At 61.2% G+C, this 13,660-nt stretch carries 12 protein-coding genes; 6 read left to right on the top strand and 6 right to left on the bottom strand.

Features of this window, described 5'->3' with window-relative positions; translation table 11 throughout:
- Nucleotides 1-71: 71 nt before the first annotated feature.
- The 3 genes from pncA (at nucleotide 72) to RID42_11080 (ending at nucleotide 2,960) form a co-directional block, all read left to right on the top strand.
- Nucleotides 72-713: a bifunctional nicotinamidase/pyrazinamidase gene (gene pncA / locus RID42_11090; GenBank protein MEQ8248211.1), complete on the top strand. Its 642-nt coding sequence runs from the start codon at nucleotides 72-74 to the stop codon at nucleotides 711-713.
- Nucleotides 710-1,693 carry a threonine/serine dehydratase gene (locus RID42_11085; GenBank protein ID MEQ8248210.1) on the top strand — a complete coding sequence of 328 codons (984 nt, stop codon included), beginning with the start codon at nucleotides 710-712 and terminating at the stop codon, nucleotides 1,691-1,693. The genes pncA and RID42_11085 overlap by 4 nt, the downstream gene beginning before the upstream one ends.
- A gap of 376 nt (nucleotides 1,694-2,069) precedes the next feature.
- Nucleotides 2,070-2,960 carry a LysR family transcriptional regulator gene (locus RID42_11080; protein ID MEQ8248209.1) on the top strand — a complete coding sequence of 297 codons (891 nt, stop codon included), beginning with the start codon at nucleotides 2,070-2,072 and terminating at the stop codon, nucleotides 2,958-2,960.
- Here RID42_11080 and RID42_11075 read toward each other — a convergent pair.
- Together RID42_11075 and RID42_11070 are read right to left on the bottom strand one after the other, a co-directional pair.
- The gene (locus RID42_11075; protein MEQ8248208.1) at nucleotides 2,935-3,723 is read right to left on the bottom strand and encodes an enoyl-CoA hydratase-related protein; all 789 of its coding nucleotides are present in this window, start codon (nucleotides 3,721-3,723) and stop codon (nucleotides 2,935-2,937) included. The genes RID42_11080 and RID42_11075 overlap by 26 nt on opposite strands.
- 1 nt (nucleotide 3,724) lies before the next feature.
- Nucleotides 3,725-5,284 (bottom strand): AMP-binding protein, encoded by a 1,560-nt coding sequence (locus tag RID42_11070; protein MEQ8248207.1) that lies wholly within the window; start codon nucleotides 5,282-5,284, stop codon nucleotides 3,725-3,727.
- 98 nt (nucleotides 5,285-5,382) lie between these two features.
- Between RID42_11070 and RID42_11065 the strand changes: the two genes are divergently transcribed.
- From RID42_11065 to RID42_11055, 3 genes are all read left to right on the top strand, one after another.
- Nucleotides 5,383-6,537: a class I SAM-dependent methyltransferase gene (locus tag RID42_11065; GenBank protein MEQ8248206.1), complete on the top strand. Its 1,155-nt coding sequence runs from the start codon at nucleotides 5,383-5,385 to the stop codon at nucleotides 6,535-6,537.
- Between the two features lie 188 nt (nucleotides 6,538-6,725).
- Nucleotides 6,726-8,030, top strand: a complete 1,305-nt coding sequence (locus RID42_11060) for an ammonium transporter (protein ID MEQ8248205.1) — start codon at nucleotides 6,726-6,728, stop codon at nucleotides 8,028-8,030.
- Between the two features lie 433 nt (nucleotides 8,031-8,463).
- Entirely contained in the window at nucleotides 8,464-9,996 is a 1,533-nt protein-coding gene (locus RID42_11055) for an ABC transporter substrate-binding protein (GenBank protein ID MEQ8248204.1), read from the top strand.
- 40 nt (nucleotides 9,997-10,036) lie between these two features.
- Here the strand turns inward: RID42_11055 and RID42_11050 are convergent, their stop codons facing one another.
- The 4 genes from RID42_11050 to RID42_11035 all read right to left on the bottom strand — a co-directional run bounded on the left by RID42_11050 (nucleotide 10,037) and on the right by RID42_11035 (nucleotide 13,617).
- The gene (locus RID42_11050) at nucleotides 10,037-10,720 is read right to left on the bottom strand and encodes a YafY family protein (GenBank protein ID MEQ8248203.1); all 684 of its coding nucleotides are present in this window, start codon (nucleotides 10,718-10,720) and stop codon (nucleotides 10,037-10,039) included.
- Nucleotides 10,721-10,867: 147 nt separating this feature from the next.
- Nucleotides 10,868-11,218 carry a VOC family protein gene (locus RID42_11045; protein ID MEQ8248202.1) on the bottom strand — a complete coding sequence of 117 codons (351 nt, stop codon included), beginning with the start codon at nucleotides 11,216-11,218 and terminating at the stop codon, nucleotides 10,868-10,870.
- A 115-nt stretch (nucleotides 11,219-11,333) separates the two neighbouring features.
- A complete protein-coding gene (locus RID42_11040; protein MEQ8248201.1) occupies nucleotides 11,334-12,014 on the bottom strand; it encodes a 4-hydroxy-4-methyl-2-oxoglutarate aldolase in 681 nt (226 codons plus the stop codon).
- Between the two features lie 85 nt (nucleotides 12,015-12,099).
- A complete protein-coding gene (locus RID42_11035) occupies nucleotides 12,100-13,617 on the bottom strand; it encodes an ABC transporter substrate-binding protein (GenBank protein MEQ8248200.1) in 1,518 nt (505 codons plus the stop codon).
- Nucleotides 13,618-13,660: the final 43 nt, after the last annotated feature.

Here is a 13,660-nt window from a genome sequence, read left to right as displayed (position 1 = left end):
TGGACAAGTTGGGGCCACGCCGCATACTTCCCACTCGTCTCCCGACCCGAAGCGAACCCGAAAGAGACTTGATGCGCCTTGCGCCTTCCAAAACCGACGTTCTGTTGGCGATCGACATCCAGAACGATTTTTGCCCTGGCGGCGCCCTTGCCGTGCCCGAGGGCGATGGGATCATACCGATCGTCAACCGGCTTCAGACTCACTTCGACAACGTCGTCCTGACGCAGGATTGGCATCCCGCGAACCACACCTCTTTTGCCGCGCAACACCGCGGTCGAAAGGCCTTCGAGACGGTCACGCTCGATTACGGCGACCAAGTGTTGTGGCCCGACCATTGTGTCCAGGGGACCGACGGCGCCGCCTTTCATCCCGCCCTCGACCAGGGTCGCGCCCACTTGGTGATTCGCAAGGGGTTTCGCCCTGAGATCGATTCGTACTCGGCCTTCTTCGAGAACGACCGCACGACGACCACCGGCTTGTCCGGATACCTGCGCGAGCGTGGGATCGACCGCGTCTTCCTGACTGGTCTGGCAACCGACGTCTGCGTCCGCTTCAGCGCAATGGATGCGCGCAATCATGGCTTCGACACCGTACTGATCGTCGATGCTTGCCGGGGTCTCGATGAGCGGGGCGTTAACGGCGCGGTTACCGCGATGAAGGAAGCGGGCGTGCGCGTCATCGAATCCTTCGCCATTACCGGACTGGTGGTATGACCCAATTCGTCACCTTGGAAGAGATTCGCGCCGCCCATGAAAATTTGCCGGCGATAGTTCGGCGCACCCCGATCGTCCCCCTCGCCCGCACGCCCTCGGAGATCGGGCGCGAATCGCTTTACCTGAAGCTTGAGAATCTTCAGGTCACCGGGGCATACAAAGTGCGGGCGGCGTTCAACACAATCCGTGTCATGGGCCCGCAGAATCTCAAGCACGGCCTGGTGCTGACGTCCTCCGGCAACTTCGCCCAAGCCTTCGCGCTCGCCGGCCAGCGCCACGATATCCCGATCGTCGTCGTCATGATGGACCGCACCAGCCCCTTTAAGGTCGAGGCGGCACGCGGGTATGGCGCAGAAGTGGTGTTTTGCGGCAACGATGCACTGGCGCGGCAACCGGCTGCCGAGGCCGTCGCCCGGGAGCGGGGCATGACCGTCATCGATACATGGGAGGAACGCCCCATCCCCGCCGGGCACGGGAGCCTGGGCCTGGAACTACTCGATCAAATGCCCGATGTGGAACAGGTCCTGGTGCCGGTCAGCAGTAGCGGCCTGATCGCCGGTGTCGCCACAGCGATCAAGGAGAGCGCACCGCACGTTGCCGTCATCGGCGTGCAGCCCGAGCGCGCCAACGCGGCCTACGTTTCGTTGCGTGCCGGGACACCGGCGACGATCGACTATTGGGACAGTATTGCAGATGGGCTTTCCGCCGTGCGGCCTGGGGCATTCCCGTTTGCCCATGTCCAGCGCTACGTCGACGAGATCGTTCTTGTCACCGAGATCGATATCGAGTCGGCGTTTCGTACGCTCTTGTACCGTGGAAAGGTTTTGGGAGAGCCGGCCGGCGTCGTCGCCGCTGCGGGATTCCTGTCCGGGCGGGTTAGCGCAGGGAAGAAGACCGTTGCCCTCGTAACCGGCGGCAACATCACCCCGGCTATGGTTCAGCGCCTACTCGTCGACCCCGAGAGCCCGGACACAAAATAGAGAAAGGCCGTCCAGCAGAGCTGGACGGCCTTGATCTGGAAATGGCGCGGACCGCGTTAGGGGTTCGTCACGCGCCGTTCCAACCGATCGATGATCTTTTCCGCGCCACGCCGAAGGCCGGGAGGACCGCGGAAAATAAGCTACCGATCAGCTATTTCTTTCCCGAACCGGGTTTTGCGCCAGGTTTCGCGGAAATGCCGGGTTTTGCAGCGGGCTTCGCGGACGCGGCGGGTTTCGCGCCGGGTTTCTTCGTGTCCATGTAGGGTCTTCTCCAAAAAAACCAGCATCTGCTGGCACAACGAAATGTAGTCTCAGACCTTTCATCGAACAAACGAATGTTTTATGTATTTACTATCGCTTTTTTCGATGGATTAACATGGACGACGTCCAAGCACGCACCTTCTTGGAGATCATCGAAGCCGGGACATTCGTGGCGGCGGCTGAGCGCCTAAATGTTACCCAGTCGACGGTCAGCGCACGGATCAAAGAACTCGAACTGGCTCTAGGGCGGCAACTTTTCGTCCGCGGTCGCGCCGGCGCAGTTCTCACGCCTGCTGGGCGGCGCCTGAGACGCCACGCCACGGCAATTCTACGGGTTTGGCAACAGGCAAAGCAGGAGGTTGCTCTACCTGCCACCTACCGCGCCAGTCTGCGCATCGGGGGACAACTCAGTTTGTGGGATCGGGTTCTGGTCCGCTGGCTAGGACGGCTGAGAACGGCAATGCCGGATGTCGCGCTGCAAGGCGACGTCGATCAACCGGAGGGCCTCATGCGACAGATGACCGAAGGGTTTCTCGATGTCGCCGTACTGTATTCGCCGGAGTCCCGTTCGGGCCTCATCGTGGAACCGCTGCTCGACGAGTCGCTGATTCTAGTCAGCAGCGCTCAGAATTACGCCGACTCGCCCAACGTTCCCTATGTCTTTGTCGATTGGGGATCGGCCTTCCTCAACAGTCATCAGCAAACCTTTGCCGATACCGACGCCGCCGGCCTCCAGGTCAGTGTCGGCGTGATCGGCCTCCAATACATCTTGGAATTTGGCGGCGCTGGTTACTTCCCATCGCGAGTCGTGCAGCCCCTAATCGAACGAGGCATCCTATTCAGGATTGCCGCGGCCCCGGCATTCACGCGACCGGCATTTGCGGTCTATCGCAGCGACGACAAGAGCGACGACCTCGCCGCCGCCCTCGATCACCTGCGGGCCCTTATCGCCGAAGAGTCGATACCGAGAACCGACGCCCTCAACGCTTTTGCGCCACCTTCCTGAAACGGGGTTTGCGCTTAGCGCGAAAAGCACGTTCGCCTTCGCGACCTTCGGGGGAATCGTAGTACAGCCGCACCGCGATGTTGCCCAAATTGGAAAGACCGCGAATCGATTCGGTCTCGGCGTTGAATGCCCGCTTGCCTAACGCGATTGCCGTCGGGCTCATTTCCAGAATTTCGTCGCACCAGCGCCGCACCTCGGCATCGAGTTGCGCATCAGGAACGACCGCGTTGACGAGCCCCATCTCCATCGCTTCGAACGCGCTGTAGCGGCGGCAAAGAAACCAAATTTCCTTGGCTTTCTTCTGGCCGACATGACGCGCCAAAAGGTTGGTGCCGAATCCTGGGTCGATCGATCCCATTTTCGGGCCAACCTGGCCGAAGATCGCGCTCTCTCCCGCGATCGTGAGATCGCAGATCGTCGCCAGTACGTTGCCCCCGCCGATGCACCAGCCGCGCACCTTGGCAATCACCGGTTTGGGCGCATCGCGCATGATCGAATGCAGGTCTTCGACCGGCAACCCGATGGTGCCCCGTCCGTCATAGACATGGTCGTGGGCGCCCTGGTCGCCGCCAGACGAGAAGGCTTTCTTGCCCGCTCCCGTCAGAACGATGACACCGATGTCGTCGTCCCAGGCCGCCTTGTTGAAGGCATCGACCATTTCTTCGCAAGTCTGCCCGCGAAAAGCGTTGTGCACCTGCGGCCGATTGATCGTGATGGTCGCGACGCCCGCACGCACCGCATACTTTATGTCTTTGTAGGCCATGTCAGGAATGTCCCTGCCAATAGGGTTTGCGAAGTTCGGCCTTCATTACCTTGCCGGCCGGGTTACGCGGCAATTCGTCGCGAACCTCAATGGCTGCGATGCGTTGATGCTTTCCGAGCCGTTCGTTGGCCCAGGCGCGCATCGCCACAAGATCCGGGGTGACCCCAGGCGTCGGCACGATCAAGGCAAGCGGCGTCTCGCCCCAGCGTTCGTGCGGAATGCCGATGACGCACAGATCGTACACGTTGGGATGGGCGCCCAAGATTCGTTCGATATCGGCGGGGAACACGTTGTAGCCCCCGGACACGATCATGTCCTTCTTGCGGTCGAGCAAATAGAGGAACCCCTCCTCGTCCAGTCGCCCGACGTCACCGGACCGCAGGAAGGTTCTCCCACTGACCGGTTCGCGCCATATCGCCGCCTCGGTTTGGTCGGGGCTGTTGTGGTAGCCCTTCATGAGGATCGGGCTGTAGCCGACAATTTCGCCGGCCTCCCCCTGGGGCAGCTCGGCGCCCGAATCGTCGATGATGCGGATGTCGTTGCCAAGCATGGCGCGGCCCACCGAGACGATCTTCGCGGGCAAGTCTTCGGGCCGCACGATGGTCGCAAAGCCTTCGGTTAGACCGTAGACCTCGTAGTAGCCACACGGAAAAGTTTCCAACATGCGCCGCTTGATGCCCTCGCGCATGTGGGATCCCACCGTGGCCAAGGTCTTGAGCGAAGACAAATCGCGCGACTGGGACGACGGCGAATCGAGGATGGCCTGATACTGCGCCGGAACCATGACCGTCGCCGAACCGCGCCAACGCTCGACCAAACGGCACCATTCCTCAGCCTCGAACTTCGGCATGATCACCGCCGTGGCACCGAACAGGAAGGCACACAGCAACAGAGTCCATGCGGTGTTCGAGTGCAACGCCGTCGTGACGATGAACACCGAATCGGTGTTGAAGTGCTGTTCCGCACTCATCAGGTAGGCGTGGTTGAGGCGGCAATGGTGGGTGAGCACGATTCCCTTCGGGACCCCGGTCGTTCCCGAGGAATAGATAAGACAAGCATCGTCGTCGGGTTCGTTGCGGATAGCCGGAGCACTGTCGCTCGCCTCCGCCAGCCATTCGTCGAACGACCGCCAGCCAGCCCGCGCCGCGCCGATCGCGATGAAAGCGGCCGGGTCGACATCCAGTTCGGTGCGGATGCCGTCGATCCGGTCGAGATAGCCTTCGCTCACGATCAGCGCCTTGGCCGCACAGTCGGCGATCATCGTCGCCAAGCTGTCGGCGGTAACGATCGTCGGCAGCGACGCGACGGCCGCACCGGCTTTTAGCGTACCGAAATAGGCACACACCGCATCGGTGCTGTTGTCGGCGAGGATACCGACCTTGTCGCCGCGCCCGATGCCGCGGGCGGCGAGCGCCTGGGCGACCCGGTTTTGGCGGCGGTCGAATTCGCCCCAACTGAGGGCGTCGTCGTGGAAGACCAACGCCGTCTTGTTTGGATGCCGCCGCGCATGCAGCGCCATGTGTTCAGGGATGAGGATCGCAGGGATATCGAATCTGGTCATGATGGTCGCAGTGTCGCGGCGCGCGGGCCGCGGCGCAAGAGTGCCGCTTGCGGCGGCCCCGCACCGACGCCACACTGCGGCCTTACGAGGGAGCGGCCATGCCACAAACCAAACACGCAATACTGGTGGATGCGGATCACGACGAAGCGGCGCGGCAGCACTTCGCTGTAGGGCTGAAGTCGCATCTTTCGGGGAACGTCGCGCCTGGCACGAAATCGGTCTACGAGAACCGGGTCAAGCCCGCCTTTCGGCGTGCCAAGGGCCGGGTGCCAACGACGCGCCACGAGGTGCGACGAGCCCTGTCCGAAGATTCCTATTACCAAGCTGCAAGTGCGCTCAAGCGTACGGCACAGGAGCTCATGTGGGATTCGGTCGGCGAACCGGTGGCACGTCGATGGAGCGACCTGAAAGCCCGCGCGGGCACGGTCCGCGGTCGAGGTTCCCTGCGCCTCGACCCGGCGCTGGAAATCCCGCGCTATCACGCGGCAGTCGATATTCATTGCATGCCAGGCGGCTACCACAGCGAACTCGGCGAAGACGATCTCTTCGCCGGCGCGCTGTACGACCGCGGTATCTATCTGTTCTCGATGGGCCTGCGCGGGACCCTCAACGACGACTTCGGTCAGAGCCTCGTCGCGTGGGTCAAGGAGAACCATCCCGGCCTTTCGCCTAAGCGAATCCTCGACATGGGATGCTCAGTCGGACACGGGACACTGCCCTGGTGCGACGCCTTTCCAAACGCGGAAGTGCATGCGTTCGACATCGGCGCGCCGATGGTGCGCTATGCCCACGCCCGGGCCCAAGCCTTGGGCAAGACGGTTCATTTTTCGCAACAAAATGCCGAGACGACCGATTTTCCGGATGCCCATTTCGATCTGATCGTGTCGCAGATCATCATCCATGAAACCTCCCGCCGCGCCCTGCCCCGCATCCTGCGCGAATGCCACCGGCTCCTGAAGCCCGGTGGCGTGATGCTGCATATGGATGGGGTCGACTGGCGTGGCCTGGATCCCTACGACGCCTTCGTTCCGGATTGGGATACCTATTTCAACAACGAACCTTTTATCGGACCGATGCACGACTTGGACCTCCCGCAGCTGGCGAGCGACGTCGGCTTCGCGCGGGACAAGGTGATCTATACGACCGCAACAAGTGCGCGGCGCGACCGCGAAAATCGCGGGCGCCGGGAGCTCGCCTCGGGCGACTTCGGCAACGTGGGCGCCTTTATGGTGTTCGGCGGCGTCAAGGAATGAACAATAGATAGGCAATGGCACGGCGCTGCCTAAGTTCTATGCAGAAAATCGACACCAAGCAGAGCTTACCGCGCCTGATTCGAAGATTTTTTCCTTTAATTTCAGTTACCTAGCTCGACACGCGGAACCTGGCACGACTCTTGGGTAATGGGGCTCAATAACCCCTAGACCAAAGGCGAGTCAGCCCCATGCGCAAATCCCTCGGCGTCAGCATCGTCAGCCTTCTTTGCCTAGCCACCACGCCTGCGTGGGCCCAGGAAGTCAGCGAAACCGCTTTCATCTTCAATTCGCTTTCTTTTCTGATGAACGGATTCCTCGTCATGTGGATGGCGGCCGGTTTCGCGATGCTTGAAAGCGGACTGGTGCGCAGCAAAAACGTCGCGACGATTTGCCTAAAGAACATCGCCCTCTTTGCCATCGCCGGGATCACCTACTACCTCGTCGGCTACGACCTGATGTACACCGGCGTTGACGGTGGATTTATCGGAAGTATCTCCTGGTGGCGTGCCGACGACAGCGCTGCGCTCGCGGGCGACTTCTCGGGCAACTATGCCGCCTCCTCCGACTGGTTCTTCCAAATGGTTTTCGTTGCGACCGCGGCATCGATCGTGTCGGGCGCAGTCGCCGAACGCAGCAAACTATGGTCCTTCTTGGTCTTCGTCGTGGTTCTCACAGCTGTTATTTATCCGATCACCGGATCGTGGCAGTGGGGCGGTGGCTGGCTCAGCGAAATGGGTTTCGCCGACTTCGCGGGGTCGACACTAGTCCATTCCGTCGGTGGTTGGGCCGCCCTGACCGGATGCCTGATCCTTGGAGCGCGGCGCGGCAAATACGCAAATGGGCGTGTCAATCCGATGCCGGGATCGTCGTTGCCCCTCGCGACTCTCGGAACGTTCATCTTATGGCTCGGTTGGTTCGGCTTTAACGGCGGCAGCCAGCTCGCGATGGGATCGGCCGCGGATGTGATTGCCATCGCCAATATCTACGTAAACACCAACATGGCAGCCGCCGGTGGCGTCGTGGCATCGATGCTGCTTGCGCAAATCCTTTACAAAAAGGTCGACCTGACCCTCGTTCTCAACGGCGCCATTGCCGGCTTGGTCTCCATTACCGCAGGGCCGGATACCCCCTCGATCTTCGAAGCCATCTTGATCGGTGGAGTCGGCGGCATTCTCGCGGTCGTTGCCATCCCGCTGTTCGACAGATTCAAGGTCGACGACGTGGTCGGCGCAATCTCGGCCCATTTGGTGGCGGGCATTTGGGGCACCCTGGCCGTGCCCCTCACCAACAACGACGCCAGTTTCGGCACTCAAATTGTAGGCATCTTGGCCATCGGGGCGTTCACCGTCGTGGCGAGTGCAATCGTATGGTTTGCCATCAAGTACACGATGGGGATCCGTGCCGACCAAGAAAGCGAAGCTCTGGGTCTCGACCGCGCCGAACTCGGCCTCGAGGCCTACCCCGAATTCGGCACGGGATCCCGATCGATGTAGGGCGGACGCTCGGATCAACCCTGTCACGACTCTGTATGTGAAAGGGCGTTCCGGGCGGTAGCCGCCGGGCTCCGACCCGTGCCCCTTGCGCGCGTTGTCGGGTACGCTTGACACCCACCGGCGCGGACCGACAATCGCGCTATGCTGACCCCTGCGACCTGCAGCACCGATGCGGACCGTCCTTAGTCAAGGCCAGTCATATGCCGCCCTATCTGAAGATCGTCATTTCCTACCTGGTACCGTATTGCGTGATGACCGTCGGCGCCGTGAACCCAAGCGAACCGTGATCCGGCGCGAAAGCGCCCTGCAGCCAGATCTCTAGCAATCGAGAAACCACCCCGTGGGCAAGCCGCCGGGGCGTATTTGTCCACCGCGACAATCGGACTAGCATTCCCCGTTTTTGGGACAACCAGGACCAAACAGGGAGAAAGTAATGAAGCAGGTTATTGCCGCTGCGGGTGCCGCCGTACTCGCCGCAACCGTCGCCTTCGGCACGGCGCACGACGCCCAGGCGCAGGAGAAAACGCTCCGCGTCGCGCACTTCGGGTTCAATCCACAAAAGGGCCGGTTCGAAATGGCGTTCGGCGCCCAATCGACCCTGCCGTTGATGGCGTTCGCCGACAGCATGACGTACTTGAATCGCAATGGGTCGGTCGACCCCGGCCTCGCGACATCGTGGGAAGTCAAAGACCCGACCACCTGGGTTTTCAAAATCCGCGACGGCGTAAAATTCCACAACGGCGCGCCGATGACCGCCGATCAAATCGTCAAGAACGTCGAGTTCTTGATCAGCGACGACGCCGGCAAGACCAGTATTTCCGCGAACTTCCTCGGCCTCGCCGGGGCCAAGAAAGTCGATGAACAAACGGTCGAAATCGCCACCAAAACGCCAAATCCGATTCTGGATCGCTGGTTTGCATTGCTCAGAATTATGGACGCCGACTACCAGAAGGATGTCGGAATCGAAGGCTTCACCGTCAAACCGATTGGGACCGGGCCCTTCAAGGTAACGAGTTGGACCGGCGAAACCCTAGAAGCCGAACGGTTTGCCGACGCCTGGCGGCCAGCAAAGGTCGACCGGCTGCGCATCGATTCGCTCACCGAGGTCGCGGCACGCGTCAGCGCACTTCAATCGGGTCAGGTCGATATCGCCTGGGTCCTCAGCCCGGATGACATTCCGCGCCTCGACGCCTCCGGTCACCGGGTTAACATTACCCAGATCTTCGATGTGGTGTCGTTCAAGTTCAACACCGTTCCAGAACGAACAACGGCCGACAACGCGCCGATCCTGGACCGCCGAGTCCGGCGGGCGATCAACTTTGCCATTAACCGCGACCAGTACGTGAAGGAAGTACTGGGTGGGTTGACGGTTCCCGCCGGCCAGTCGGGCGCAAGTACCGTTGCTGGGCATCAAACGGACATTAAGCCCTACCCCTACGACCCCGAGCAGGCAAAGAAATTGCTCGCGGAGGCCGGGCACGGCGGCGGTCTAAACCTGATTATGGAACTGATCCCAACGTCGACCGACTACACCGATACGTCGCAGTTCATTGCCGACAGTCTGCGGCAGGTGGGAATCAACTTAGAGCTTCGGCAGATCGCGTTGGCCGATTTGCTCGGCAAGTTGCGCGGGCAAAAGCCGTGGGACGGCCACATGTGGATGGGCTTGGTTGAGTCCTTCCCGACCGGCGACGTCATGCGCCCCTTTGCCACCGACTCGTGCAGCTTCTTCGGCGCGTTCATTTGCGACAAGTCGATCCAGCCCACCATCGACGCCGCCAACGCGGAGTTCGACAAGAGCAAGCGCGCCGAACTCGTGCGTCAGGTCGTGAAGCACTATCACGACGAAGCGTTGATTTCGTACATGTACGAACGATCGGTGATCGACGGTCTATCGCCGAAAGTGAAGAACTACCGGTTGTTCAACCGTGCCATCAATTGGCACGAGATCGAACTCGAAGGTTGAAAACGCCGCTCCCGGGGACGGCACCGTCCCCGGGAGTCCTTCACCTTTCGCGGCCCTGTTGTTTGAGGAAATCGGCCAAGCCTCGCCCCGGCACGTCGGCGAACCTCTCGTCGCGCCGCGCGATCTGCTCCATGCGATCGAGGCGAAAATTACGAAAGTCGTCGCGGGTCTCGCACCAAGCGACCAACGCCCAGGCGTATCCCCAATAGAACAGACCCAGCGGATGCACGACCCGGCTAGTCGATTCGCCATCCGCCCGGGTGTAGCGAAACGTCACCTTGTAACGGTCGTTGACCGCGCGCCGCACCACGGCCAGGTTCGCGGTAACGGCGGTGTCGGGCATGATGCGCGGGGCGAAGAGCGCGCTCTCGACGATATTGATGCGCAGGGGTTCGGGGAGCACCGCCTCGATCTTGGTCAGTGCGCTATGGGCGGCGGCGGCCAGATCGGGATCGGCCCAACTTTGCACAATGCGCGAGCCCAGGATGAGCGCGTCGATTTCTTCGGCGTTGAACATCAGCGGCGGTAGATCGAACTTTCTATCGAGGGTGTAGCCGACGCCGGCCTCGCCGGCGATCGGCACGCCGGTCACGATCAGATCGCTGATATCGCGGTAGATCGTCCGCTCCGATACTTCGAGTTCGCCGGCGAGTTGCGCCGCCGTCATGAAACGGCGCGAGCGCAGCATTTGGACAATCTCGAAAAGACGATCAGCGCGGCGCATAGGGCCTCTTGGTAGGATGCGGGCGAAAGAATCGACCGCACCTGCGAAAGTTTGCGTGATCGCGAATGCTAGAACGCCGGGCCGACGGCGTCGAATGGGCGCGACGGCATTCCTGAGGGCCCGTTCGCCCCCAGGAATACCAAAGCCTCAGCCTTTGGGTTGAAACAAGGCGACAGTTGCGCCGGCGGGATCCTCGATCCAGACAAAGCTACCGGCCGGAATATCGACGCGGGGCTGCACAACTTTGGCACCGAGATTCTTGGCCTTTGCCGTCGCGGCATCGAGATCCGCGACGCCCAGATAGGGCAGCCAATGGGGCGCACCCCCGTTCGACGGGGCAAACCCGGCGAAAGGCTCGGCTCCGGTGCTGACTATCGTGTAGGTCGCGCCGTCCATGTCCATATCGGCGAAACGCCACCCCAGCAGATCGCCGTAGAAAGACTTGGCGTTGTCGGGGCTACTCGGGTGCAGTTCCATGTATACGAAAGGATTGGTCATCGGTGTGTCTCCGTGTTTGGGTCAGTGCGTTGCAGCCCGGAGACCATAACAACCCCCTCCTGACAGCATGGTGTCAGGAGACTTTCGTCCCATGCGGCATTTCTCAAAGCCGCCGTTAGTCGATCCATTCCAAGCCGAGGTCGGCCGCGAACTGCCGACCTCCCCGCAGATCGAAGATCGTCTTCTTGCTGGCCTTCAGCGTCTCGATGTTGGCGTTAATGCGCGCAGACTCTGGCACCACGACGCCGATCAAATCCGCGAGGTCGCCACGCGGAATGACGCATACGCCATCCAGCGACGCGACGATCACGTCGCCCGGTTGGATGACGACCCCGCCGCAGGTCACCGCCACGTTGACCGACCCCGTTGCCGCGATCGGTACGCTGCGGAGCGTCGCGCCACGACAGAACACCGGCGTGTCCTGCTCGACGATCGCGCCCGCATCAATGACAACGCCGTCGACCACCACGCCCGCGCAGCCGACATTTGCCGCCGACAACGTCAAGCCGCCGCCCCAGGAAAAACCAGCCGTGCTGCCACCCGCGGCAACGACAATGATGTCGCCTGGCTGGGCTACACCCGTGGCAATCATGCCAAGCATCGGATCGGGCCCGTTCGATGCGACCGTCACCGCCGGCCCGACCGCTCGAACGTTACGCAACGCCAACGGTTTGATGGCCGAATCCATGAGCTGCGTCGGCGCCAGCGCCTTGACGATTTGGTCGAGCCGCAAGTGCCGCACCTGCGCCACGAGCTCGCGCGGCGGACGGTCGATGGTCGCAAACACCTTGGGCACGATTCTCTCCTACGAGACACACACAAAAGAGAAAGCTGCGGCGTTTTGGGCACCGCAGCTTTTCTTCGTGGCGATGAAACGCGGCCTATTTCACCATTTCGATATCGGCCCAGTTAATGCGCCAATTCTCGTTCTTGTAGTTCTTCACCTTCTTCGACGTCGCGTCGAGTTCGAACTGCTCGTAGAGGAAGATGACCGGCGCTTCGTCGTGATAGACTTCCGCGATTTTGCGAAGATACGCAGCGCGCTTCACGGGATCGAACTCGGTGTTCGCACCTTTAATCGCCTCTTCGGCATCCGGCAGGCAGGTCCACTTGGCCCTTGCGGTGCAGGAGTGGAACGCGTTGAGCGAGCGCATGACGTCGTTCGACGGGTTCGAACCATAGTTCATGATGTGCATCTCACCCTCGAACTCCTTCGACCCGGTCACTCGCCCGAAAAGATCGGGTAGCGTGATGATTTTTAGGTTCATCGTCACTCCGACCTTTTTCAGATCTTGGGCGACTTGCTGGTACAGATTCGTCAAATCCGCGTTGTTATTGACGATCTCGGCATCGACGGTCAGTCCGTTGCCGTAGCCCGCTTCGGCAAGCAACGCGCGTGCCTTTGCCGTGTCGTATGGATACGCCTTGATGTCGGCCTGATAGCCGTTGACCGACGCCGACGCTGGTTGGCTGCCCGCCTTGCCGAACCCGTTAAACAACGTCTCGGGATACGACTTATCGATGGCGTAGTTGAACGCCTGGCGCACACGCTTGTCGGCGGTGATCCCGCCCTTGTTCATGTTAAAGACCAGGATCGAGACCGAGGGCGTCGTCCCCTCGTTCACGGTGCCGCCGGCCTGCCGGATCAACCCGGCGGAATCGGTTGGAATGCCGAAGGCGAGATCGACTGCGTCGCCTTGGAAAGCCTGTACGCGGGTTGCCGCTTCAGGCTGGAAATACATGAGGATACCGTCGAACTTGGCCTTCCTGGCGCCTTTGTCGAACCGCGTCATCTCGGCCTTGGTATCGTCCCAAGATGTCGCGCGGAACGGACCGGTACCCGACGGACTGTTGCCGAACTTCTCGCGGCCCAAGTCAGCCCACGCTTTGGGGTCGATAATGCGGAACGCCGCGATCTCGTGCGGGAGGATCGGCGCCGGCCGGTCGGTAACGACGTCGACCGTCATATCGTCGATCTTCTTGGCGTCGACGATATGCCTGAGACTACCGTAGACCGAACCGCCGAACTTCTTCTGATCGTCCGACTGCAATTGTTTGACCGCCGCGACGATCGCGTCGGCGTTGAACGGCGCGCCGGCATGGAACGATACACCCGGCGCCAGCGTAAAGCGCCACGTCGTCGGATCGACGTTCTTCCAACTTGTCGCCAGCCGTCCCTTCACAGAGCCGTCGCCGTCGACAGTGGTCAGAGCGTCGAACATCGCTTCGAAGGTATAACTGTGTTGGTAGCTGAGGCTGGTGGTCGGGTCGCCGTGGTTCGGCGGATTGCCGATGTTCGAAACGCGCAGCGTTTGCGCCTGTGCACCGACCGAATCAAACACGAGTGCCGCCGTGGCGACTGCCACGACGGATACGAAGAAACCTGCTCCCTTAGCCATCCTCACAACGTCCTCCCTATGCAGGGTCGGCGGACCGGGTGTT

The sequence above is a fragment of the Alphaproteobacteria bacterium genome, from assembly GCA_040216735.1.
Classification (GTDB): domain Bacteria; phylum Pseudomonadota; class Alphaproteobacteria; order SHVP01; family SHVP01; genus CALJDF01.
This window is presented reverse-complemented; position numbering and strand designations above follow the sequence as displayed.